Here is a 22090-nt window from a genome sequence, read left to right as displayed (position 1 = left end):
GGGGGGGGGGGGCCCCCCCCCCCCCCCCCCCCGGGCGCGGGGGGGGGGGGGCCCGCCCCCCCCCCCCCCCCCGCGGCGCGCCGTCGACGGGGTCAGGTCGCCTTGGCCAGCGCCTCGAACTCGTCGTCGGTGAGCTGCACCTCCGCGGCGGCCACGTTCTCCTCCAGGTGCGCCACCGAGGACGTACCGGGGATCGGCAGCATCACCGGCGACCGGCGCAGCAGCCAGGCCAGCGCGAGCTGCGCGGGCGACGCGCTGTGCGCGGCGGCGATCGTGTCCAGCGGCCCGCCCGGGCGCGCCAGCTCACCGGTGGCGATCGGGAACCACGGGATGAACGCGAGGTCGTTGCGTTCGCAGTACTCCAGCACGTCCTCGGCGCTGCGGTTGGCGAGGTTGTACAGGTTCTGCACCGAGACGATCGAGGTGATCGCGCGGGACTCCTCGATCTGCGAGACGGTCACCTCGGACAGCCCGATGTGCCGGATCTTTCCCTCCTGCTGCAACAGCGCCAGCTCGCCCAGCTGGTCGGCGAGCGGCACCTGCGGGTCGATCCGGTGCAGCTGGTAGAGCGGAATCGTGTCCAGGCCGAGGTGGCGCAGGCTCAGCTCACACTGCTGGCGCAGGTACTCCGGGCGGCCCACCACACGCCAGTCGCCCGGCCCGGCCCGGGTGAACCCACCCTTCGTCGCGACGACCAGGTCGTCGGCGTACGGGTGCAGGGCCTCGCGGATCAGCAGCTCGGAGACGAACGGGCCGTACGAGTCGGCGGTGTCGATGAACGTCACGCCCAGCTCGACCGCCCGGCGCAGCACCCGGACCGCCTCGGCGGGGTCCTTCGGGTCACCCCAGACGCCCGGCCCGGTGAGCTGCATCGCCCCGTAGCCGAGACGGTCGACGGCGAGGTCGCCGCCGATCCGGTAGCTGCCGGAAGCCTTCGCGGGTTGCTTGCTGACGTCGGTCGCCATACGCGGTTCCCCAATCATGTCGTCGTGGCGGGCAGGAGATCAGCTCGCCACCCCGCTGATGATGCCCCAATCCGGTCGTCGTATCCCCGGCGTGCCGACTGTGGGGGTCGACACGGTCGCACAGGCCGCGCCGGGATTCGGGTCGCGTTTCCGGTGGCGCCCGCGCTGTCCGGTCTGCTACGCCTGATCGCAGCCGGTCCGGCCGGTCGGGGGAGGCGCGATGTGGCGGCGGTTCAGGTCCGATCCGGTGCGCCGGCTGCGGGAGCGGCTGGACGGTTTCGCCGCCACCACGGACCCTCGCGCGGTGCTCGACTCGGGCGCGATCCGCGACGCCGAGGCGGTCGTCGAGTTCGTGACCGCCACGCCCACGGACGGGCCACTGCCGGAGCCGGTCGCCGAGGGCTTCTTCCTCCTCGCCTGCCTGCACTGGTACCGCTACCAGCTGCTGCCCCCGGGCGAGGACGCCGACGACCTCGGTCAGGCGGTCAGGCTCACCGAGTTCCTGCTGCGCTTCGCCCCGGAACGGGTGCCACCGTCGCTGCTGGCCGTGCTGCACGCGCACCGGCCGCCACCGGAGTCCGGTCGGGTCCCCGGTCAACGGGGTCCCGGTGGTCCGGCGTCCGCGCCCACCGGCTCCGGTTCGGCTCGCCACGGTCGTACGGCGGGCCTGCCCGACGGCGAGGCCGGCGCGCTGTTCCTCGAGGCCGTCATGCTGATGGCCGCCGCGGAGAACAACCGTGACTACCGGGGCGCCGACCGGGCGGCGGCGCTGCTGCGACAGGCGGTGGACGGCACACCCGCGGGTGAGCCGGAGCGGTTGCACTACCTGTCCGCCCTCGGCAGGGTGCACCGTGCCCAGTTCCAGTACCTCGGGCGGCGCCGCGCCCTGCCGTCGGCGATCGAGGCGCACCGGGAGAGCCTGGAGTCCACCCCGGCCGGCGACCCGGAACGCCCGGCCCGGCTGTTCAACCTCGGCAACGTGCTCGGCGACCGGTACGAGGTAGACGGCGCCCCGGCGGACCTGGACGAGTCGATCACGCTGCTGCGCGACGCCGCCCGAGCCACCGGCGCCAGCGCCTCGGTGCGCGCCATGGCCCGGGCCAACCTCGGGCAGCGGCTGCGTGACCGGTGGCGTCTGCGGGGCCGGCCGGCCGATCTCGACGAGGCGATCGGCTCCTTCGTCGCCGCCCGAGCCGGCGGTGACCCCCGGGTCGCCGCCCTGCACGGCACGGCGCTCGCCGAACGGTTCCTGCGCGACCGGGCGACCGCCGACCGGGATGCCGCGATCGACGCGTACCGGTCGGCGCTGACCGGGTTCGGCGGTCTCGACCCGGAGCTGGCCGGCATCGCACAGGCCGGTCTGGCGACCCTGCTCGCCGAGCGGCACCAGGCCGACGCCGCCCCGGCCGACCTCGACGCGGCGATCGAGGCGTACCGGGCGGCGGCCGGGTCCGGATCGGCGCACGATGGGCTGGACCCGGACGAGATACGACACGTGGTCGGCGGCCTGCTGGTGACCCGGTACGAGCGGCGGCGGCGGATCGACGACATCACCGAGGCGGTGCGGCTGCTGCGCGAGGGCGCCGACGCCGCTGGCGAACCGGTCCACCGGGCCCGCTGGCTCGCCGAGCTCGGCTACGCGCTGGGCCGGGGGCACGCCGACCTGGGCGGGGTGCGCGCCCTGCGGGCCGCCCGGGACGCGCTGACCGAGGCGGAGTCGCTGCTTCCCCGCGCCGACCCGCTGCGCCATCAGGTGCTCAACAACCTGGGTAACATCCTGCGCGAACTGTCCGACCAGGCGGGGGAGCCGGAGCTGCTGGAGCCGGCCGCCGTGGCGCTGCGGGCCGCGATTGCCGCCGCACCGGATGCCGCCGCGCTGCCCGCGTACCGCTCGAACCTGGGCCTGGTGTTGCAGGCCCTGTTCGCCTCGACCCAGGACCTGGCCACCCTGACCGAGGCGATTCAGGTGCTGGCCCAGGTGACCGAGACCACGCCGCCCGGGCACCCGGACCGACAGTCGGCGCTCACCAACTACGGCTCCGCGCTGAACCGTCGCGTGGAGCTCGCCCTGGACGGCGCGCTGCCCGCCGGCGGCCAGCCCGCCGAGCACGTCAGGGCCGGCGCCGCCCGGGACGCCGACGCCGCGGTGACCGCGCTGCGCGAGGCGGTCGAACTGGCCGAACGGGAGGCCGAGCCCACCGAGTACGTGCAGACGCACGGCACCCTCGCCCTGGCTCACCTGCTGCGACACCGTCTGCACGACGACCCGGCGGGGCTGGACGAGGCGGTCCGGCTCCTCCAGCGGCTGAGCGAGCGCCAGCCGTTGGCCGGCGCAGAGCGGCACCGGATCCACACCAACCTCGGCAACGCGCTGCTGCTGCGCTACCGGGCCGGCCGCGACGAGGCGGACGCCACCGCCATGCTGGCGGCCAACCGGGCCGCGGTCGACGCGCTGCCCGCCGAGCATCCCGCCCGCACCATGTGCCTGAGCAACCTGGCCACCGCCCTGGAAGCGGTCGCCACCCCCGCCGCGCTGGCCGAGGCGACCGCCGCGCTGCGCGCCGCCGCCGCGGTCGAGTCCGCGCCATCGCTGCTCCGGGCGTCGGCGGCGAACCGGTACGCGGACCACGCCGCCGCGGCCGGCGACCTGCCGGCCGCGCTCGACGGGTACGCCACCGCGATCGAGCTGATCGACCTGGTGGCCTGGCACGGCATGGACCCCGACGACCAGGCGCGCCTGCTCGGGCTGTTCCCCGGGCTGGCCAGCGCCGCGGCCGCGGTCGCCATCGCCCTCGACCGCCCGGAACGCGCCGTCGAGCTGCTCGAGTACGGCCGCGGCGTCCTGCTGACCCGGGCCCACGACGCGGGCGCCGACCTGGCCGCACTACGCGCGGGGTCCCCTCGGCTGGCAGCCCGGCTCACCGACCTCCAGGCCGCTCTCGACGGCTTCACCGCGCTGTCGCCCGCCGGCTCGGACGATCCGAGCGGCCGTGTCGAGCAGCGGTACGACCTCGCCGTCCGGCGCCGCGACCTGCTCGCGGAGATCCGCGCCCGGCCCGGGTTCGCCGACTTCCTCCGCCCGCCACCGTTCGCCACCCTGGCCCGGGCGGCTGCCGGTGGCCCGGTGGTGCTGGTCAACGTGGCCGCGCGGCGCTGCGACGCGCTGGTCGTCGCCGACAACCAGGTCACCGTGGTCCCGCTGCCCGGGCTTACCCTGGCCGAGCTGGTCACCCGGACGGCGAGCTTCCTGACCGCGATCGCGGTGCTCACCGGGGCGGCGGCGCCGGACGGCCCGGATCCGGCGGCGCAGCGCCGCCGGCTGACGGCCCGGACCGAGGTCGGTCAGACGCTGGACTGGTTGTGGCGGGTCGTCGCCGCACCGGTGCTCGACGCGGCCGCGCCCGCCCCGGCGCCGTCGGGTGCCGTACCCGCCGCCGGGGCGGACTGGCCACGGCTGTGGTGGTGCCCGACCGGGCTGCTCACCCTGCTGCCGTTGCACGCGGCCGGCCCGCTCGACGGCGGCGACGGGGTGCTGGACCGGGTCGTGCCGTCGTACACCGCCTCGCTGCGGGCGCTGGCGCACGCCCGACGCGGCGTGCCGGCCCGGCCCGAGCCGGTCGACGCGGCGCTCGTCGTCGGCATGCCCCAGACCCCCGGCCTGGCCGACCTGCCCGGTGTCGCGCGGGAGGAGGAGATCGTCCGTCGGCACCTGCCACGGGTCCGTGCGCTCCTCGGCCCGGCGGCCACCCCGGCGGCCGTGCTCGCCGCGCTGCCCGCCCAGCCGGTCGCCCACCTGTCCTGCCACGGCACCCAGGACCTGCGCGCCCCGGCCTGGGGGCGCCTCACCCTGGCCGGCGGCTCGCTGCACGTCCGGGACCTGTGGCGGCCCGCCGGCAGCCCGGCCGCGCTGGCCGTTCTGTCCGCCTGCGAGACGGTGCGCGGCGGGGCCGCCCTGCCCGACGAGGCGCTCACCCTCGGCACCGCGTTCCAGCTCGCCGGGTTTCGGCACGTCATCGGCGCGCTCTGGTCCATCTCGGATGCGCTGACCGTACGGCTCTGCGCCGACCTGTACGCCGGCCTGGCGGTGCCCGGGGGGATCGCACCGGACCGGGCGGCGGTCGCCCTGCACCAGTCGGTCCGCCAGCTCCGCTCCGCCCTGCCCGACCGCCCCGACACCTGGGCCGGCTACGCCCACCTCGGCCCCTGAACCTGTTAGGAAGGGCCCCTTGTACAACATCAGGCGTTAACAAGGGGCCCTTCCTTACCGCTCAGCGGCGGAGACGGCGGCTGGCGGGTCGGGTCGGGCCGGTGCGTACCAGGTCACCCCGACCGCGGCGACCAGCAGCGCGGTGCAGAGCAGCACCAGCCGTACCCCGGTCCGCAGCGACCGGACCGCCGCCATCGCCTCCAGGTGGTCGCCGAGCGGGGCCGGTGGGAGCGCCTCCACCGGGGTCACCGCCAACCTGCCGTGCGCCGCGCGCAGCAGCGCCAGCGCCCCACCCACCCCCGCGGTCAGCGCGGCGAGCAGCAGGACGCCGACCAGCGCCCCCCAGCGCGGCGCCAGCGTGCTGACGTCGGTGCGGCCCCGGATCAGGCTGAACCCGACCAGTGCCACCAGCAGACCGCCGAGGCCGTTGCGCCACGCGACCGCCGCCGCGCGGACCCGCTCCAGCTCACCGCGCAGCAGCCCGGCCAACTGCTGCGCCCGGTGCAGGTCGGCGACGGTCGCGGGCGGCCCGGGGCGCAGCCGGATCACGCCTCGACCGCCAGCTGCAGCGTCCAGTACGCGCCGCAGCCGCGCAGCCCGGCGGGGCGCGACGGGTGGTCGGCCGCGCACTCACAGAGCACCGTCCGGTAGCCCGGGTCCGGGGCGGCCGGCGCGGCCTCCCGCCGGTACAGATCGTCGACCACCGTGCTGGTGGTCGAGTGGTCGCACCGCGGGCATCGTCCGCTGAGCAGCACCGCGAACTCGAACTCCCGCACCGTGAAGCCCGCCGCGGTCTGCGCCGCGTACGCCTCGTCGGTCACCTCGACGTACGGCAGCGGGCCGGCCGCCGGTTCGTCGTCGCGCATCCCGACCTCCCGCCGCCCACCCGGACCGTCCACCGTAGCCGGTCGCGGCGCCCGGCCGGTCGACGTGTCGGATGACCACCAGCACCGCCGCCGGTACGGCGATCGTGACGGGCCGGACCGGGGCCAGTTGGCCGGAGCGAGCGGTACGACCGCCGTCGGCGTGCGACGCTGGGCGCGTGCCGCGACACCGGCTCGGGCAGCCGGACCGGTCCGTACCCGGGCGCGACGGCGGAGGGAGCACCCATGGCGGGAGTGCCGCAGGTCGACTTCGCGCTCGACACGTACGAGTGCATCGTGATCTATCCCGGCGCGGCCGGACGGGCCCTGCCCAACGAGACCGTGCAGCGGTTGCAGGCCGAGCACACCGAGCACATGCAGGCGTTGCAGCAACGCGGCATCATCCTGGTCGCCGGCTCGGTGGACGGGCCGGCCCGCAACCCGGAGCCGCCGATCGGCTTCGGGCTGGCCCGCACCGGCAGCGTCGACGACGTGCGCAGCGTGCTGGAGGCCGACCCGGCGGTGCAGGCCGGGCTCTACCGGGTGGACGTGCTGACGTTCCTCTGCCCGGCCGGGTCGTTGGAGTTTCCGCTGGCCAAGACCGAGAGCTGACCGGATCGACGGCTGTCGTGATGTTGACGGCGGTCGGCCGCCCCCCGGTGCTACGGTCGCGCCCAGCGAGGACCGCCTTCGGGGCGCACCCGGCGCCGGCGGCCGGCCCCGGTCGAGGAGTCGCCGTGAGCTCCGCCGCCACCCCCGATGTCGCGTCCGCCATCACCCGGCTGCGCGCCCTGCTCGGTGACCGCCTCCACGAGCCCGGCGATCCTGCTTTCGTCACCGCCACCCGCCTGTGGAACGCCGCCGTGGACCGCGCGCCCGCGCTGGTCGCCCGATGCCTGGACGCCGACGAGGTGGCCGGCGTGGTCCGCATCGCCGCACGGTGCCACCTGCCGCTCTCGGTCCGTTCCGGCGGGCACGACTGGGCCGGTCGGGCGCTGCGCGACGGCGGCCTGGTGCTCGACCTGACCGGCTTGCGCGCGGTCCGCGTCGACCCGGACGCGGCCACGGTGACCGTGGCCGGCGGCGCCACCGCCGCTGACCTGCTCGCCGCCGCCCGCCCGTACGACCTGGTGGTGCCCACCGGCGTGGTCCGGGACGTGGGCATGGCCGGGCTCACCCTCGCGGGCGGGTACGGTCCGCTCTGCGGCCGGTTCGGCCTGGCCCTGGACAACCTGCTCGGCGCGGAGGTGGTGCTGGCCGACGGTCGCCGGGTCACCGCCGACCCCCGGCACGACGCCGAGCTGTACTGGGCGCTGCGTGGTGGCGGCGGCAATTTCGGCGTGGTCACCGAGCTGCGGTACCGCGCGCACCGGCTGCCCGCCGTGCTCGCCGGCATGATCATGTTCGCGCTGGCCGAGGCGCCGGCCGTGCTGCGCGGCTACGCGGCGGTGCTCGCCGAGGCCCCGGACGAGCTCACCGTGATGGCCGGCTTCCTGCCCGGTCCCGCCGGCGAGCCGGTGATCTTCGTCTGCCCGTTCTACAGCGGCCCGGACCTGGACGCCGGGTGGCCGTGGGTGGACCGGCTGCGGGCGCTGGGCGTCCCGCTGGTCGACCAGGTCGGCCCGCTGCCGTACGCGGACGCGTTGCGGATGTTCGACGGCGGGATGGTCGACGGCAACCACTACCTGCTGCGGACCCGCTGGCTGCCCGCGCTCACCGGTGCCGCGGTGGACGCGCTGGTCGACGCCGCCCGGCAGGTCAGCTCGCCGTTCTCCGCGCTGGCCCTGCACCACTTCCACGGCGCGGCCAGCCGGGTGCGGCGCGACGACACGGCGTTCGGCCTGCGGGCCGATCACCTGTTGACCGAGGTGATCGCCGTCTGGGCGCCGGGCGGGGTGTCCGAGCCGCACCGGGAGTGGGCCGAGCGCACCTCGGCGGCGCTCGCGCACGCCCTGCCCGGTGGCTACCCGAACCTGCTCGCCCCGAGGAGACCGACCGCCTCCGGCTGGCCTACGGCGCGAACTGGGCGCGGCTGCTCCGGGCCAAGCGGCGCTACGACCCCCGTGACCTGCTCACCGCCGTGCCCACCCTGCCGCCGCCGGAGCACTCCGGGTGAGCCGCCGCCGGGAGCACCCGGACGGCGCCTGCCAGCGGAGGCGTACGATTCCCGGCGCGCGGTCGCCGTTGCCCGTCGCCACAACGTTCCCGGTGCCCGCCGGCCCGACGCGCACCGCGCGTCGTTGGACAATTGTTCCGCTGCCTGCAAGGGGTCGGCCCCGAGTCCGACCTGAAGGAGAGACTAGCCTGATGGGCGTGACACGCCGCGCGAAGATCGTCTGCACTCTTGGACCCGCCACCTCGTCCCCGGAGCGCATCCGGGGTCTCGTCGAGGCCGGCATGAACGTGGCGAGGCTCAACTTCAGCCACGGCAGCCACGCCGACCATGAGGCGGTCTATCGACTGGTCCGGGAGGCGTCCGAGGCGGCTGGCAAGCCGGTGGCCGTCCTCGCCGACCTGCAGGGCCCCAAGATCCGGCTCGGCCGGTTCGCCGACGGCCCGCACGAGTGGCGCACCGGCGACTCGGTCGTGATCACCGGCGACGACATCATCGGCACCAAGGACCGGGTCTCCTGCACCTACCGCAAGCTGCCGCAGGAGGTGAAGCCCGGTGACCGGCTGCTGATCGACGACGGTCGCGTCGCCGTCGAGGTCACCGACGTCACCGGCAACGACATCCGCTGCCTGGTCACCGAGGGCGGGCCGGTCTCCAACAACAAGGGCGTCTCGCTGCCCAACGTGGCGGTCAGCGTGCCCGCCATGTCGGACAAGGACGCCGAGGACCTGCGCTTCTCCCTGGGGCTTGGGGTCGACCTGGTCGCACTCTCGTTCGTCCGCTCGGCGGAGGACATCAAGCTCGTCCACGGCATCATGGCCGAGGAGGGCGTGTTCCGCCCGGTGCTGGCCAAGGTCGAGAAGCCGGAGGCGGTGGACCACCTGGAGGCCATCGTGCTGGCCTTCGACGGTGTCATGGTGGCCCGCGGCGACCTCGGCGTGGAGATGCCGCTGGATGAGGTCCCGCTGGTGCAGAAGCGGGCCGTGCAGCTGTGCCGGGAGAACGCCAAGCCGGTCATCGTGGCCACCCAGATGCTCGACTCCATGATCGAGAATTCCCGCCCCACCCGGGCGGAGGCCTCCGACGTGGCCAACGCGGTGCTCGACGGCGCGGACGCGGTGATGCTCTCCGGCGAGACCAGCGTCGGCAAGTACCCGGTGCTGACCGTCAGCACCATGGCCAAGATCGTGACGACCACCGAGGCCGGCTCGATCGGGGTGCCCCGGTTGCAGCACGACCCCCGTACGCACGGCGGCGCGCTCACCGTGGCCGCCTCGTCGATCGCCCGGGCCATCAACGCCAAGGCGCTCGTCGCCTTCTCGCAGACCGGCGACACCGTCCGGCGGCTCTCCCGGCTGCACTGCGACCTCCCGCTGCTGGCCTTCACGCCGGTCCCTGAGGTGCGCAGCCAGCTCGCCCTGAGCTGGGGCGTGGAGACCTTCCTGATGCCGTTCGTGCAGCACACCGACGACATGTTCCGCCAGGTCGACGAGGCGCTGCTCGGCCTCAACCGGGCCAACCCGGGCGACTACGTGGTGATCGTGGCGGGCAGCCCGCCCGGCACCCCCGGCTCGACCAACACCCTTCGCGTCCACCAGCTCGGGTCGCTCGTCGACGCGGCGTCGGCGCGGGCGCTGCAGTGAGCGACGGCCGGGCCGCGGTCGGCCAGGCCGCGGTGGACCAGCTGCTGGAGGTCCTGGACCTCGAACCGGCCGGGGAGATGACCTTCCGGGGGATGAGCCCCCCGGTCGGCCCGCAGCGGGTGTACGGCGGCCAGGTCGCCGGCCAGGCGCTGGTCGCGGCCGGCCGCACGGTCGACCCGGAGCGGTTCGTGCACTCCCTGCACGGCTACTTCGTGCGCCCGGGCGACCCGGTCGAGCCGATCGAGTACCAGGTGGAGAACATCCGCGACGGCCGGTCCTTTTCGGTCCGCCGGGCGGTGGCTCTGCAGCACGACAAGCCGATCTTCTTCATGTCGGCGTCCTTCCAGCGGGCCGAGGAGGGGCTGGACCACCAGGCGCCGGCCCCGCCGGACGTGCCCGCCCCGCAGGACGTGCCGACGATGACGGACCGGCTCTCCCGCTACCCGGAGCGGCTGGGCATCTGGGGTCAGATCCCGCGCCCGATCGACGTGCGCTACGTCGGCGAGCCCGGCTGGGTTCGTCCCGGCGACCGGCCCGCCGACCCGCACCAGCGGGTCTGGATGCGCATCGACGGCAAGCTGCCGGACGATCCGCTGCTGCACGCCTGCGCGCTCACCTACGCCTCGGACCTCACCCTGCTGGATTCGGTGCTCTCGGTGCACGGCGAGGTGTGGGGGCCGGGCGGGGTGGTCGGCGCGAGCCTCGATCACGCGCTCTGGTTCCACCGGCCGTTCCGGGCCGACGAGTGGTTCCTCTACGACTGCTGGAGCCCGTCGGCGTCCGGCGCTCGCGGGCTGGCCACCGGCCGGATGTTCACCACCGACGGCCGGCAGATCGCCAGCGCCGTGCAGGAGGGCCTGCTGCGCCGCGTCGGCGCCTGAGGCTGCCGTCATCCCCGCCAGGCACGCACCTGTTCACAGGTCGCGTCCGGGCGGGGACGACTGTCTCTGGCCGAGCGCCGTCACCACTGACGCGCGCGGCGCGGGTCAGGGCTGGTGGATGCCCTCGCCGGCGATCTCGATCTGCACGGTCTTGCCGACCAGAACTCCGCCACTTTCGAGCGCGACATTCCAGAGCAGGCCGTAGTCCTCGCGGTTGATTTCCGCCGTCGCGCTGAATCCGAAGATGTTCTGCCCATAGGGATCGCGCCGGGCGCCGCCGAAATTCACCTGCAGGTCGACCACCCGGGTGATCCCCTTCACCGTCAACTCACCGGTCAGCACGAATCGTCCGGGTGCCGGGTCCGACTGCGGTGGGAGATTGTGACTTCTGCCTCGTCCACCGAGTCGATTCCTTCGCAGACGCGCCCAGTAGAAGATGGGATCCTCGTTGCCCTGCCAACTGATACCCGTGCTTCGATATTCAAGAGTGGGATAACGATCCACGTCGAGGAAATCGGCACTCTTCAAATGTGTGTCCCGGTCGACGCTCCCGGTGGTGATGCTCGCCGTCTCGATGGTGGCGGTGACCGAGGAGAGCAGCGGGTCCTCCGCCACGAAGATCTGCGCGGTCGCCTCGGCGAATTCACCCCGCACCGGGCTGACCATCATGTGCCGGGACAGGAAACCGATCCGCTTGTGCGCCTGATCGAGACGATAGGTGCCGGCGACCGGGATGGTCATGCCATCCCAGGTGCGTGTCGCGATATCGGTCATCGTGTGCCTTCCCCCCGAGGTGGACCCCGGGTGTTTATCAATGTGCTGATGGAGCCCAGGCAAACGGTCAGACAGTCGTACTCCCCGCCCAGCATAAGGACGCTTCCGAGCAGCTTTTCGGGGCCCACCGCACGGTGAATCATGACGCACTTCACGCGTCCTCGAATGCCTCGGGTCAGCGACCCGAGCGGGCCGGCTTTTCGTCGATGCGTGGCCGATCGGCCGAGGGTCGCCCGTCCGGCCGGCTGACCCGAGGGCTAACCTTGCCGACATGCGCCTCTCCGCCCGGGTCGACTACGCCCTCCGCGCGGCCGCCGAGCTCGCCGCGACGGCCAGCGGCCCCGGGCGGGGCCGACCGGTCACGGCCGACCAGATCGCCCGGGCCCAGGAGATTCCGCCGAAGTTTCTGGAGAGCATCCTGCTCCAGCTGCGCAGGGGCGGCATCGTGCACGCCCAGCGTGGCCCGGAGGGCGGCTACTGGCTGGCCCGTCCGGCCGAGGAGATCTCCCTCGCGGAGGTGATCCGGGTGATCGACGGGCCGCTCGCACACGTACGCGGACAGCGCCCGGAAACGCTCGGCTATCACGGCCCGGCCAGCGCGCTCCAGGAGGTCTGGATCGCGCTGCGGGCCAGTGAGCGGGAGATCCTGGAGCTGGTCAGCGTCGGCGACGTGGCCGCGAACACGCTGCCCGCCCGGGTCACCGAGCTGGCCGCCGACCCGCGCGCCTGGATCTGACCGCCGGCGTCTCATCCACCGATCGGGCACTTGACCCGGGTCGCCCCGTGCCGCATTGTCGACTAAGTCGATAGGAGATGCCGAAAAGTCAGGGGGCGCTCGTGCGCAAGCTGCTGGTCCTCGCTCTGGTCGGGCTCGCCGCGCAGCTGATCGACGGCTCGCTCGGCATGGCGTACGGGCTGACGTCGTCCACCCTGCTGCTGGTCGCCGGGGTCGCCCCGGCCGCCGCGTCGGCGTCGGTGCACCTGGCCGAGATCGGCACCACGCTCGCCGCCGGGGTGGCGCACTGGCGGTTCGGCAACGTGGACTGGCGGGTGGTGACCCGCATCGCGCTGCCCGGCGCGATCGGCGCGTTCGCCGGCGCCACCCTGCTCAGCTCGATCTCCACCGAGTCGGCCGCGCCGTGGATGGCCGGCATCCTCTTCACGCTCGGCGCGTACCTGCTGGTCCGCTTCGCCCGGCCGCTGCGTACCGACCGGGTCGGCGGGCGGCTGCGCGGTCGCTTCCTCGGTCCGCTCGGCCTGGTCGCCGGCTTCGTCGACGCCACCGGCGGCGGTGGCTGGGGTCCGGTGGCCACTCCGGCGCTGCTGGTCTCCGGCCGGATGGAGCCGCGCAAGGTGATCGGCTCGGTGGACACCGCCGAGCTCGTGGTGGCGGGCGCGGCCAGCGTCGGCTTCCTGATCGCGCTGGGCAGCGAGGGGTTCCTGCTGCCCACGGTCGCCGCGCTGCTCATCGGTGGGCTCGTCGCGGCCCCGCTGGCCGCGTGGCTGGTGCGCATCGTGCCGGCCCAACTGCTTGGCGCCGCGGTCGGTGGCGTGATCGTGCTGACCAACGCCCGCACGCTGCTCCGGTCCGCCGAGCTGGACGGTCCGGTCCGCCCCGCGGTCTACGCCCTCCTGGCGGCGGGCTGGCTGGCCGCGCTGGTGCTGGCCGTGCGGACCCTGCGCCGCACCCGCCGAGCCCGCGCAATGGCCGCCGCGCCCGCCACCGCCGTGAGCGCCGCCACCGCTCCTCCCGTCCCGGCGGCCACCGGCGCCGTGCCGACCGAGCTTGCCGGCACGGGTACGCCAGCCGCCCGCTGACCGCGGCAAGCGGTTAGGAAGGGACCCTTCCTCTACACGAGGCGTTAAGAAGGGGCCCTTCCTTTCACGGGCGGAGCAGGTCGTCGGCGGTGGCGGTCAGCAAGCCCCATGCCTCGTCGACGTGCCGTTCGGTGGTCTGCGGCGAGCCGACCGCCAGCCGCAGCGTGTACCGGCCGGCGACCCGGGTGTGCGTCAGGTGCACCCGCCCGGTGGCGTTCAGCCGGGCCAGCAACTCGGCGTTGGTGTCGTCGTCGGCGTGCAGCCGGAAGCAGACCAGCGAGAACGGGTGCGCCGCGGCCAGCTCGAAGCGGTCGTCGGCGCGTACCCGGTCGGCGAACCGGGCGGCCAGCGCCACCCCGGAGCGGATGTGCGCCCGCAGCCCCTCGACGCCGTACCAGCGCAGCACGAACCACAGCTTCAGGGCCCGGAACCGGCGGCCCAACGGCACCTGCCAGTCCCGATAGTCGATCACCGCACCGGATTCGCTGGCCGCGTTGCGCAGGAACTCCGGCAGCACGGTCAGCGCCTCGACCAGCTCGCCGCGGTCGGCCACCCAGAACGCGTCGCAGTCGAAGCCGGTGAGCAGCCACTTGTGCGGGTCGAAGCAGTACGAGTCGGCGTACTCCAGGCCGGTGTGCGACCAGCGCAGCTCCGGGCAGACGGCAGCGGCCCCCGCGTACGCGGCGTCCACGTGCAACCAGATCCCGTACTCGGCGCAGATCGCCCCGATCTCCGGCAGCGGGTCGATGGCGGTGGTGGAGGTGGTGCCGATGGTGGCGACCACGATGGCGGGGATGTCCCCGGCGGCCAGGTCGGCCTCGATCGCGGCGCGCAGCGCGGCCGGCCGTAGCGCCAGGGCCTCCGGGTCCGCCTCGATCGGGCGGACCCCGTCGCTGCCCAGCCCGGCGATCCGCGCCGCCTTCTCGATGGAGGAGTGCCCGTGGACGGAGGTGTACGCCCGGTAGCGCCGGTCGATGCCGGCGTCGCGCCAGCGGCCGCCGCTGGCGCGGTGCAACGCGGCGAGGGTGGCCACCAGGGTCGCCGAGGAGGCCGAGTCCTGGATCACCCCGCCGCCGCTGCCGGTCGAGCGGAACCGCTGCGGCAGGTCCAGCAACTGGGCCAGCCAGTCCATCATCACGGTCTCCAGCTCGGTGCAGGCCGGGCTGCTGGCCCAGAGCATGCCCTGCACGCCGAGCCCGGAGCTGACCAGGTCGCCGAGCAGGCTCGGGCCGGAGGTGTTGGCCGGGAAGTAGCCGAAGAAGCTTGGGTGCTGCCAGTGGGTCAGCCCCGGTACGACGATCGCGTCCAGGTCGGCGAGGACCGCCCCGACCGGCTCGCTGGCGGTGGGCGGGGTGGCCGGCAGGGCGGCCGCGACGGTGCCCGGCGGGTCGGCCGGAGCGACCGGACGCTGCTCCAGCGTGGCCCAGTAGTCGGCGATCCAGTCGATGACGGCGTGGCCGGCGCGGCGGAACTCGTCGGGGTCCATGTGTGGGGCGCTCACCCGGACGAGTTGATCAGGCATCGTTCGCCGGGGCAAGGGCCGGGCGTGGTCGCCGGATGGTCGATTCAGCGAGAGGCATCGATATTGCGGTTCGGAACGCGCTTGCCTTACGATGCGTCTTGAGCCGGATCCGTGCGTACCCAGGGCGTTCACCCCCCGATCAGATCGCTGTCCGCCGCCGTCGTGGCGAACCGTCCACCGCGCCTTTCGGGCAGGCCCGTGGACCGCAGCGGTCATCACCGGATCCCCGGAGGCAGTTCATGCACCCGTCCAGACATCGGCTGATCCTGCTCGCCGGCGCGACCGTCGCCGTCGTCGCGGCCGGCACCCTCGGCACGGTCGTCGCCTCGGCCACCGCCGCCGGCTGTCGGGTCGACTACCAGGTCACCAACCAGTGGCAGGGTGGCTTCGGCGCCAACGTCACCGTCACCAACCTCGGCGACCCCGTCACCGGGTGGACCCTCACCTGGTCGTACGCCGCCGGCCAGCAGGTCACCCAGGCGTGGAACGCGGCCGTCACGCAGGCCGGCGCCCAGGTCACCGCGCGCAACGTCGACCACAACGCCGCCATCGCCACCAACGGCACCGTCGCCTTCGGCTTCAACGGCTCGTGGACGAGCGCCAATCCGGCGCCGGCCAGCTTCGCGCTCAACGGCGCCACCTGCACCGGCGCCGTACCCACCGCCGGCCCGACCACCACACCGCCGAGCACCCCACCCCCCACCACCGCGCCGCCGCCATCGGCCGGGGCGGTGCAGATGGAGGACCTGAACCGGGGGTTGGTCAGCGTCCGCTCCGGCAGCGGCAACCTGGTCTCCTGGCGGTTGCTCGGCACCGAGACCTCCGGCGTGGCGTTCAACCTCTACCGAGGCTCCACCAGGGTCAACGCCAGCCCGATCACCGGCGCCACCACCTACCTCGACGGCGGTGCGGCGGCCGGCTCGGCGTACACCGTGCGCGCGGTCGTGGGCGGCGCCGAGCAGGCGGCCTCGGCGCCAGCGCTGCAGTTCCGCGACGGCTACCTGGACGTGCCGTTGCAGGTCCCGGCCGGTGGCAGCACCCCCACCGGCGAGACCTACACCTACAGCGCCAGCGACGCCTCCGTCGGCGACCTCGACGGTGACGGCAGCTACGAGATCGTCCTCAAGTGGGAGCCGTCGAACGCCAAGGACAACTCCCAGTCCGGCTACACCGGCAGCGTGTACGTCGACGCGTACACCCTGGCCGGCGTCCGGTTGTGGCGCGTCGACCTGGGCCGCAACATCCGCGCCGGCGCCCACTACACCCAGTTCCAGGTGTACGACTACGACGGCGACGGGCGCGCCGAGGTGGCCATGAAGACCGCCGACGGCACCCGCTCCGGCACCGGCCAGGTGATCGGCTCCGGGTCGGCCGACCACCGCAACTCCAGCGGCTACGTGCTGGCCGGCCCGGAGTACCTGACCATGTTCGACGGACAGACCGGCGCGGTCCTCTCCACCGTCACCTACGACCCGCCGCGCGGCACCGTGTCGTCCTGGGGCGACTCGTACGGCAATCGGGTGGACCGGTTCCTCGCCGGCACCGCCTACCTGGACGGGCAGCGCCCCTCGCTGATCATGGCTCGGGGCTACTACACCCGCGCGGTGATCGCCGCCTGGGACTTCCGCGACGGCACGCTGCGCAGGCGCTGGACGTTCGACTCCAACGCCTCGGGCAACGGCGCCGCCGCCGGTCAGGGCAACCACCAGCTCTCGGTCGCCGACGTCGACGGCGACGGCCGCCAGGAGATCGTCTACGGCGCCGCCACCATCGACGACAACGGTCGCCTGCTCTACTCGACGGGCAACGGCCACGGCGACGCCCTGCACGTCGGCGACCTCGACCCGAGCCGCTCCGGGCTGGAGGTGTTCAAGGTCGACGAGGACGGCAGCAAGCCCAGCTCCTGGTTCGCCGACGCCCGTACCGGCCAGGTCCTCTGGTCCACGCCGGCCTCCGGCGACAACGGCCGGGGCGTCTCCGCGGACATCTGGGCGGGCAGCCCCGGCGCGGAGTCGTGGTCGTCTGCGGTCGCCGGGCTGGCCGACACCAGGGGGCGCAACGTCGGCCGCAAGCCGTCGTCGGCGAACTTCCTCGCCTGGTGGGACGGCGACCCGGTGCGGGAGCTGCTCGACGGGACGAAGATCGACAAGTACGGCACCGGCGGTGACACCCGGCTGCTCACCGGCAGCGGGGTGGCGGCCAACAACGGCACGAAGTCCACACCGGCGCTCTCCGGCGACATCCTCGGCGACTGGCGCGAGGAGGTGATCTGGCGGACCACCGACAGCCGGGCGCTGCGCCTCTACAGCACGCCCACCCCGACCGGCACCCGGATCCACACCCTGATGCACGACCCGCAGTACCGGGTGGCGATCCACCGCCTACAACCAGCCCCCGCACCCGGGGTTCTTCATCGGCGACGGGATGGCGAACCCGCCCACCCCGAACATCTACCTACGCTGACCCCTGACGGCCCCGAGCGGGGTCGCCGGGGCGGCAGGCACCGGGCCGCAGCCGCGGAATCCGCTCAGCTACGGCCCGGTGCGCCACACCGCGGCATTCCCGACCCGTCCCGACCGGGGATGCCGTACCACCACCGGCACCTACGTTAGGCACCGTCCTGGTCGCGCGGGTGACGCCGACGTGAAGATCGTGTTTCACGTCCGGTGCAGGCCGCCCACCACCTGCTCGGCGATCAGCTCGTACGAGCGCACCCGGTCCCGCACGTCGTAGACCAGCGTGGTCAGCATCAGCTCGTCCGCGCCGGTGCGCTCCACCAGCTCGGTCAACTGCCGACGCACCGTCTCCGGCGAACCCATCGCCTGACCGTCGCGGCGCTGCTCCACGAACTCCCGCTCGATCTCGGTGTACGGGTACGCCGCCGCCTCCTCGGGCGTGGAGAGGGGCTCCGGCCGGCCGGAGCGCAGCTTCAGGAACGACAGCCCGCTCGGTCCGGCCAGCCACTCGGCCCGCTCATCGGTCTCCGCGCAGACCGCGTTGACCGCGACCATCGCGTACGGCTTGTCCAGCCACTGCGACGGCCGGAAGTTCTGCCGGTACAGCGCCAGCGCGGGCAGGGTGTTCGCCGAGCTGAAGTGGTGCGCGAAGGAGAACGGCAGACCGAGCAGACCGGCCAGCTGGGCGCTGAAGCCGCTGGAGCCGAGCAGCCACACGGCCGGCTGCTCACCCCGCCCCGGGCTGGCGATGATCTGCCCGGGCCGCTCGCCGCTGAAGTAGTTCATCAGGTCGGCCAGCTCGTTCGGGAAGCCCTCGGCCGAGAGCCCCTCCATCGTGCGGCGCAACGCCAGCGCGGTCATCTGGTCGGTGCCCGGCGCGCGGCCGATGCCCAGGTCGATCCGGCCGGGGTGCAACGCCTCCAGGGTGCCGAACTGCTCAGCCACCACCAGCGGCGCGTGGTTGGGCAGCATCACCCCACCCGACCCGAGCCGGATCGTCGAGGTGTTCGCGGCCAGGTGGGCGAGCAGCACGGCGGGAGCGGAGCTGGCGATCGCCGGCATGTTGTGGTGCTCGGCCACCCAGAAACGGTGATAGCCCAGCTCCTCGGTGCGCCGGGCCAGCTCGGTGGTGGCCCGCAGTGCCGCGCCGGCGGTGGTGCCCTTGGCGACCGGAGCAAGATCAAGAACAGACAACGGTACGGTGATCACACGGTTGGCCAACCCGCTCCCGGACGCTTTTGTTCCGCTTGGCCGGCATTCGATCGGACCGCCCGCCCACCCCGTCGTCGCTCAGCCCATCCCGCGGGCCTGTTCGAAGATCAGGCTGGTCTGGGTGTGCTGCACCACCGGATCGACGGCGAGGTGGTCCAGCACGAAGTCGCGAAGCGCGTCCCCGGACGCCGCCCGTACGTGCAGCACGTAGTCCTCCGCGCCGGCGACGTGGAACACCGACACCACCCCGGGCAGCCGCACCGAGCGGGCCCGGAACGCGTCCACCGCCGCCCGCTCGTGCGCCGTGAGCCGCACCGACACCAACGCCTGCAACGGCAGGCCGAGCGCGGCCGGGTCGACCTCGGCGTGGAACCCGCGGATCGCGCCCCGCTCGCGCAGCGCCCGGGTGCGGGTCAGGCAGGTCGAGGGCGCCACCCCCACCCGCTCGGCGAGCGCGTTGTTCGGTAACCGGCCGTCCGCGGCCAGCTCGGTCAGGATCGCGCGGTCCACCTCGTCCAGGGCCGGGTACGGCCGCACATCGTTCGGCTCAGGGGGCATCCCGCCATCCTCGTCCGAATGCCTCAACGAAGCTAGGTCAAATGACAGAATTATCTTCCAAGGCATTGCCCCGTTGGTGGAGGATGTTCGACGCTACCGCCATGACGATGGTGGACACGACAGCCGTACACGCCGGCCGCGACGACCTGCGGGCGCTCGGCGTCCACGTACCGCCGATCGACCTGTCCACCACCAACCCGCTGCCCTCCGTGGACGGCGGCGGGGACGCCTACGAGCAGCTCGCCACCGGCGGCCTCCTTCCCGCCGACGGCAGCGCCGTCTACCAACGGCTGTGGAACCCGACCGTCGCCCGCTTCGAGACCGCCCTCGCCGAACTGGAAGGCACCGCCCAGGCCGTCGCCTTCGCCAGCGGCATGGCCGCGCTCACCGCCACCCTGCTCGCCGCCACCCGGGACGGCCACCGGCACATCGTCGCCGTCCGTCCGCTCTACGGCGGCACCGACCACGTGCTCGCCACCGGGCTGCTCGGCACCACCGTCAGCTGGGCCCGCCCCGACGAGGTCGCCGCCGCCATCCGCCCGGACACCGCGCTGGTCATCATCGAGACGCCGGCCAACCCCACCCTCGACCTGGTCGACATCGCCGCCCTCGCCACCGCCGCCGGCGACGTCCCACTACTGGTCGACAACACCGTCGCCACCCCCGTGCTGCAACAGCCGGCCCGGCACGGCGCCGCACTCGTCCTGCACAGCGCCACCAAGAGCATCGGCGGGCACGGCGACGTCCTCGCCGGCGTCGTCGCCTGCGACGCCGACTGGGCCGCCCGGTTGCGCCAGGTCCGCGCGGTCACCGGCGCGATCCTGCACCCGCTCGGCGGCTACCTGCTGCACCGTGGCCTGCAGACCCTCCCGCTGCGCGTCCGCGCCCAACAGGCCACCGCCGAGAAGCTCGCCGGCTGGCTCGCCGACCACCCGGCCGTACACCGCGTGCACCACCCGTCGGTGCACGACCCGGCGGCGCTGGTCGGTCGGCAGATGGCCGGGCCCGGCAGCCTGCTGGCCTTCGAGGTACGCGGCGGCGCACCCGCCGCGGCCGCCGTCGCCGGCGCCTGCCAGCTGATCACCCACGCGGTGTCCCTCGGGGGCGTCGACACCCTCATCCAGCACCCCGCCTCGCTCACCCACCGGCCGGTCGAGGGCGACGCGAAGCCCGCCGCCGCGCTGCTGCGCCTCTCGGTCGGGCTGGAGGACCCCGAGGACCTGCGCGTCGACCTCGCCCAGGCGCTCGCCATCCTCGGCTGACCGCCCCGGCCGCCTCAGCTCAGATCGCGGTTCCCCAGCACCCGGCGGGGGGAGCCCTGCCGGGCCACCCGCAGCATCGCCCGGCCCAGCCCGTCGGTGGTGGTGACCTGGTTCGGCAGCAGCCGGCGCAACACCGGAAAGAGTGGGCGGGTGACCGCGTACCCGATCCGGTACGCCCGGGTCTTCGACACCGCCCCGTGAGTCGGCTGGATGAAGCCAGGCCGGGCCGCGTAGCCGTTGGGCAGCAGGTCGAGGACCGCGTTCTCGGTACGACCCTTGACCCGTGCCCACATCACCCGCCCCCGCCCGGTGGAGTCGGTGCCCACGCCGGAGACGTAGATGAACGTCACGCTCGGGTTCACTTCGGCCAGCAGCCGCGCCGCCGCGAGGGGGTAGTCGTAGCTGATCCGGGTGTAGGCAGCCTCGTCGAGGCCCAGCGAGGAGACACCAAGGCAGTAGAAGCAGGCGTCGACGCCGGCCAGCTCGGCGCGCACCTCCTCCAGCTCACCGACATCCCCGACGGTGACCTCGCGCAGCTTCGGATGCCGCTGCCCGGTCGGCCTCCGGCCGACGGTCAACACCTCCCGCACGTCCTCGGCGAGCAGGCACTCGCGCAGCACGCCCTGGCCGACCATGCCGGTCGCGCCGAAAATGACCACCCGCATCAGTTCCCACCCCTGTCGTCGATCCCGTCATCCGGCCGTCCGCTCCGGGCCGCGGCGGGTCAGCCTCGCCACCGTGTCGGTCGCCGTGCGTCGGCGGCTGGTCAGCGCCTCGTGCCCGGAGCGGGTGTCAGCGCGGCCGAATCGGCCGCCAGTAACAGCAGCTCGTCGGCAGGGTAACCGGTCGCTGACCCGGCCGGCGCGCTCAGCGACGGCGATGGTGGGCCACCTTGCCCGGGACGACCGGGCGCCGGCCGTTGCCTGGGCTGAGGGAGGTCAGGACTTCGGGCCGACGTGCCGGTCCAGCGCGGCGACCGCCTCCCGCCGGGCCACCGACAGCGAGTTGCGCCGATTCATCCGCCAGGCGATGCCGAGCAGATCGAGCGCCCACTGGCAGAGGCCGATGATGTCGGTCGACTCGTTGGTGAACATGTACCGCGGGTAGACGTACTCCTTGCCGCGGACGGTGACTCGGTTGGCGAACCGGCAGCCGTCGGAGTGGAACAGACCGCGCACGAAGTCGCCGGGATGGCGTTCAATGATTGCCCGCTGCCAGTCGGCGAGGACGATCGGGCGTTCGTGTTTCTTGCCGGGACCGTGCTGGGGCAGCAAGCACGGCCAGTGGCTGCCATAACTCTGTACGCCGACGCAGCCCTGCTTCTGCACCAGTTGCACCGAACTGGCAAGCACGTCGCGCATCGCCTGGTCGCACAGCTTGATGAGATTCGGCCAGGCGTTTGAGCAGTAGATCCGGAGCACCGGCACCCGAGCCGACGTCACCAGATGGCCGTCGCCCAGGTAGAGGCCGAGAAGGTAGGCGTAGGCCCCGGGGTCCGTCGGACTGTCGACACCCTCGCGGCAACGAAAACACCGCAGTTGCGTGCCCTGCTGCTTCGCCTCGGGGCGGTCGTTGCACCAGTGCCAGACAGTCCGATAGGGCAGGCCCATTTCGCGAGCGGTGTCTGCAACGGTGCTGCCGGCAAGGAAGAGCCGGCGTGCACGGGAGCGGATCTGAGGTGGATGCACGAAAACAGCTTCGAACATCCGTACGACGATTTTGGTGCCCTCGGTGGGATTCGAACCCACACTGTATGCAGTTTGAGTGCATTGCCTACTGCCAGTTGGGCTACGAGGGCGCTTCCCTGATTCGGCCC

General features: G+C 73.5%; 17 protein-coding genes, 1 tRNA gene and 2 pseudogenes. 10 read left to right on the top strand and 10 right to left on the bottom strand.

The features are described from left to right. Nucleotides 1-92: 92 nt before the first annotated feature. Nucleotides 93-965: an aldo/keto reductase gene (locus ABZU69_RS15205; RefSeq protein ID WP_354964940.1), complete on the bottom strand. Its 873-nt coding sequence runs from the start codon at nucleotides 963-965 to the stop codon at nucleotides 93-95. Nucleotides 966-1185: 220 nt separating this feature from the next. Between ABZU69_RS15205 and ABZU69_RS15200 the strand changes: the two genes are divergently transcribed. Beyond that, nucleotides 1186-5172 carry a CHAT domain-containing protein gene (locus ABZU69_RS15200; protein WP_354964939.1) on the top strand — a complete coding sequence of 1329 codons (3987 nt, stop codon included), beginning with the start codon at nucleotides 1186-1188 and terminating at the stop codon, nucleotides 5170-5172. Between the two features lie 54 nt (nucleotides 5173-5226). Here ABZU69_RS15200 and ABZU69_RS15195 read toward each other — a convergent pair whose 3' ends face one another. Both ABZU69_RS15195 and ABZU69_RS15190 read right to left on the bottom strand, forming a co-directional pair. Then, entirely contained in the window at nucleotides 5227-5721 is a 495-nt protein-coding gene (locus ABZU69_RS15195) for a hypothetical protein (RefSeq protein WP_354964938.1), read from the bottom strand. Further along, the gene (locus tag ABZU69_RS15190; RefSeq protein WP_354964937.1) at nucleotides 5718-6038 is read right to left on the bottom strand and encodes a hypothetical protein; all 321 of its coding nucleotides are present in this window, start codon (nucleotides 6036-6038) and stop codon (nucleotides 5718-5720) included. The genes ABZU69_RS15195 and ABZU69_RS15190 overlap by 4 nt, the downstream gene beginning before the upstream one ends. Before the next feature lie 243 nt (nucleotides 6039-6281). On the opposite strand from ABZU69_RS15190, the gene ABZU69_RS15185 reads away from it, so the two are divergent. The 5 genes and pseudogenes from ABZU69_RS15185 (at nucleotide 6282) to ABZU69_RS15165 (ending at nucleotide 10672) form a co-directional block, all read left to right on the top strand. Further along, nucleotides 6282-6647 (top strand): YciI family protein, encoded by a 366-nt coding sequence (locus tag ABZU69_RS15185; protein ID WP_089019800.1) that lies wholly within the window; start codon nucleotides 6282-6284, stop codon nucleotides 6645-6647. A 20-nt stretch (nucleotides 6648-6667) separates the two neighbouring features. After that, a pseudogene (locus tag ABZU69_RS15180) lies at nucleotides 6668-7303 on the top strand (FAD-dependent oxidoreductase); the annotation flags it as partial. Nucleotides 7304-7599: 296 nt separating this feature from the next. Next, the gene (locus ABZU69_RS15175) at nucleotides 7600-8151 is read left to right on the top strand and encodes a BBE domain-containing protein (protein WP_354965118.1); all 552 of its coding nucleotides are present in this window, start codon (nucleotides 7600-7602) and stop codon (nucleotides 8149-8151) included. A gap of 191 nt (nucleotides 8152-8342) precedes the next feature. Continuing rightward, nucleotides 8343-9791: a pyruvate kinase gene (pyk, locus tag ABZU69_RS15170; RefSeq protein WP_354964936.1), complete on the top strand. Its 1449-nt coding sequence runs from the start codon at nucleotides 8343-8345 to the stop codon at nucleotides 9789-9791. Beyond that, nucleotides 9788-10672: an acyl-CoA thioesterase II gene (locus ABZU69_RS15165; protein ID WP_354964935.1), complete on the top strand. Its 885-nt coding sequence runs from the start codon at nucleotides 9788-9790 to the stop codon at nucleotides 10670-10672. The genes pyk and ABZU69_RS15165 overlap by 4 nt, the downstream gene beginning before the upstream one ends. Nucleotides 10673-10777: 105 nt before the next feature. Here ABZU69_RS15165 and ABZU69_RS15160 read toward each other — a convergent pair whose 3' ends face one another. Next, nucleotides 10778-11446, bottom strand: coding sequence for a YceI family protein (locus tag ABZU69_RS15160; RefSeq protein WP_354964934.1), 669 nt, complete (start codon nucleotides 11444-11446; stop codon nucleotides 10778-10780). 271 nt (nucleotides 11447-11717) lie between these two features. Between ABZU69_RS15160 and ABZU69_RS15155 the strand changes: the two genes are divergently transcribed. Continuing rightward, entirely contained in the window at nucleotides 11718-12182 is a 465-nt protein-coding gene (locus ABZU69_RS15155) for an Rrf2 family transcriptional regulator (protein WP_354964933.1), read from the top strand. Nucleotides 12183-12283: 101 nt separating this feature from the next. Next, nucleotides 12284-13264, top strand: a complete 981-nt coding sequence (locus tag ABZU69_RS15150; RefSeq protein ID WP_354964932.1) for a sulfite exporter TauE/SafE family protein — start codon at nucleotides 12284-12286, stop codon at nucleotides 13262-13264. Nucleotides 13265-13328: 64 nt separating this feature from the next. Here ABZU69_RS15150 and ABZU69_RS15145 read toward each other — a convergent pair whose 3' ends face one another. Further along, the gene (locus ABZU69_RS15145; RefSeq protein WP_354964931.1) at nucleotides 13329-14765 is read right to left on the bottom strand and encodes a pyridoxal-dependent decarboxylase; all 1437 of its coding nucleotides are present in this window, start codon (nucleotides 14763-14765) and stop codon (nucleotides 13329-13331) included. Between the two features lie 260 nt (nucleotides 14766-15025). Between ABZU69_RS15145 and ABZU69_RS15140 the strand changes: the two are divergent. Further along, nucleotides 15026-17249 (top strand): annotated as a pseudogene (locus tag ABZU69_RS15140) (cellulose binding domain-containing protein). A 194-nt stretch (nucleotides 17250-17443) separates the two neighbouring features. Here the strand turns inward: ABZU69_RS15140 and ABZU69_RS15135 are convergent. Both ABZU69_RS15135 and ABZU69_RS15130 read right to left on the bottom strand, forming a co-directional pair. Then, nucleotides 17444-18463, bottom strand: coding sequence for an LLM class flavin-dependent oxidoreductase (locus tag ABZU69_RS15135; protein ID WP_354964930.1), 1020 nt, complete (start codon nucleotides 18461-18463; stop codon nucleotides 17444-17446). Between the two features lie 69 nt (nucleotides 18464-18532). Further along, entirely contained in the window at nucleotides 18533-19012 is a 480-nt protein-coding gene (locus tag ABZU69_RS15130; RefSeq protein WP_030334356.1) for an Lrp/AsnC family transcriptional regulator, read from the bottom strand. 83 nt (nucleotides 19013-19095) lie between these two features. Here ABZU69_RS15130 and ABZU69_RS15125 point away from each other — a divergent pair, with 83 nt between their 5' ends. Then, nucleotides 19096-20274 (top strand): aminotransferase class I/II-fold pyridoxal phosphate-dependent enzyme, encoded by a 1179-nt coding sequence (locus ABZU69_RS15125; protein WP_354964929.1) that lies wholly within the window; start codon nucleotides 19096-19098, stop codon nucleotides 20272-20274. Between the two features lie 14 nt (nucleotides 20275-20288). Here the strand turns inward: ABZU69_RS15125 and ABZU69_RS15120 are convergent, their stop codons facing one another. The 3 genes from ABZU69_RS15120 to ABZU69_RS15110 form a co-directional block, all read right to left on the bottom strand. Further along, nucleotides 20289-20939: an NAD-dependent epimerase/dehydratase family protein gene (locus ABZU69_RS15120; protein ID WP_354964928.1), complete on the bottom strand. Its 651-nt coding sequence runs from the start codon at nucleotides 20937-20939 to the stop codon at nucleotides 20289-20291. Between the two features lie 273 nt (nucleotides 20940-21212). Continuing rightward, nucleotides 21213-22022, bottom strand: coding sequence for a transcriptional regulator (locus ABZU69_RS15115; protein ID WP_354964927.1), 810 nt, complete (start codon nucleotides 22020-22022; stop codon nucleotides 21213-21215). Next, nucleotides 21995-22072: transfer RNA gene (locus tag ABZU69_RS15110), tRNA-Leu, on the bottom strand. Before ABZU69_RS15110 ends, ABZU69_RS15115 begins: the two co-directional genes overlap by 28 nt. Between the last annotated feature and the right edge of the window lie 18 nt (nucleotides 22073-22090).

Source organism: Micromonospora sp. NPDC005206, from assembly GCF_040608175.1.
In the GTDB taxonomy this organism is placed as follows: Bacteria; Actinomycetota; Actinomycetes; order Mycobacteriales; family Micromonosporaceae; genus Micromonospora.
Note: the sequence above shows the minus strand (reverse complement) of the source record. Positions and strands in the feature narration are given on the sequence as shown.

Coding starts and splice junctions, on each gene's coding strand:
- ABZU69_RS15205 (WP_354964940.1), bottom strand. CDS start 965: ATGGCGACCGACGTCAGCAAGCAACCCGCGAAGGCTTCCGGCAGCTAC.
- ABZU69_RS15200 (WP_354964939.1), top strand. CDS start 1,186: ATGTGGCGGCGGTTCAGGTCCGATCCGGTGCGCCGGCTGCGGGAGCGG.
- ABZU69_RS15190 (WP_354964937.1), bottom strand. CDS start 6,038: ATGCGCGACGACGAACCGGCGGCCGGCCCGCTGCCGTACGTCGAGGTG.
- ABZU69_RS15185 (WP_089019800.1), top strand. CDS start 6,282: ATGGCGGGAGTGCCGCAGGTCGACTTCGCGCTCGACACGTACGAGTGC.
- pyk (WP_354964936.1), top strand. CDS start 8,343: ATGGGCGTGACACGCCGCGCGAAGATCGTCTGCACTCTTGGACCCGCC.
- ABZU69_RS15160 (WP_354964934.1), bottom strand. CDS start 11,446: ATGACCGATATCGCGACACGCACCTGGGATGGCATGACCATCCCGGTC.
- ABZU69_RS15155 (WP_354964933.1), top strand. CDS start 11,718: ATGCGCCTCTCCGCCCGGGTCGACTACGCCCTCCGCGCGGCCGCCGAG.
- ABZU69_RS15130 (WP_030334356.1), bottom strand. CDS start 19,012: ATGCCCCCTGAGCCGAACGATGTGCGGCCGTACCCGGCCCTGGACGAG.
- ABZU69_RS15125 (WP_354964929.1), top strand. CDS start 19,096: ATGTTCGACGCTACCGCCATGACGATGGTGGACACGACAGCCGTACAC.
- ABZU69_RS15120 (WP_354964928.1), bottom strand. CDS start 20,939: ATGCGGGTGGTCATTTTCGGCGCGACCGGCATGGTCGGCCAGGGCGTG.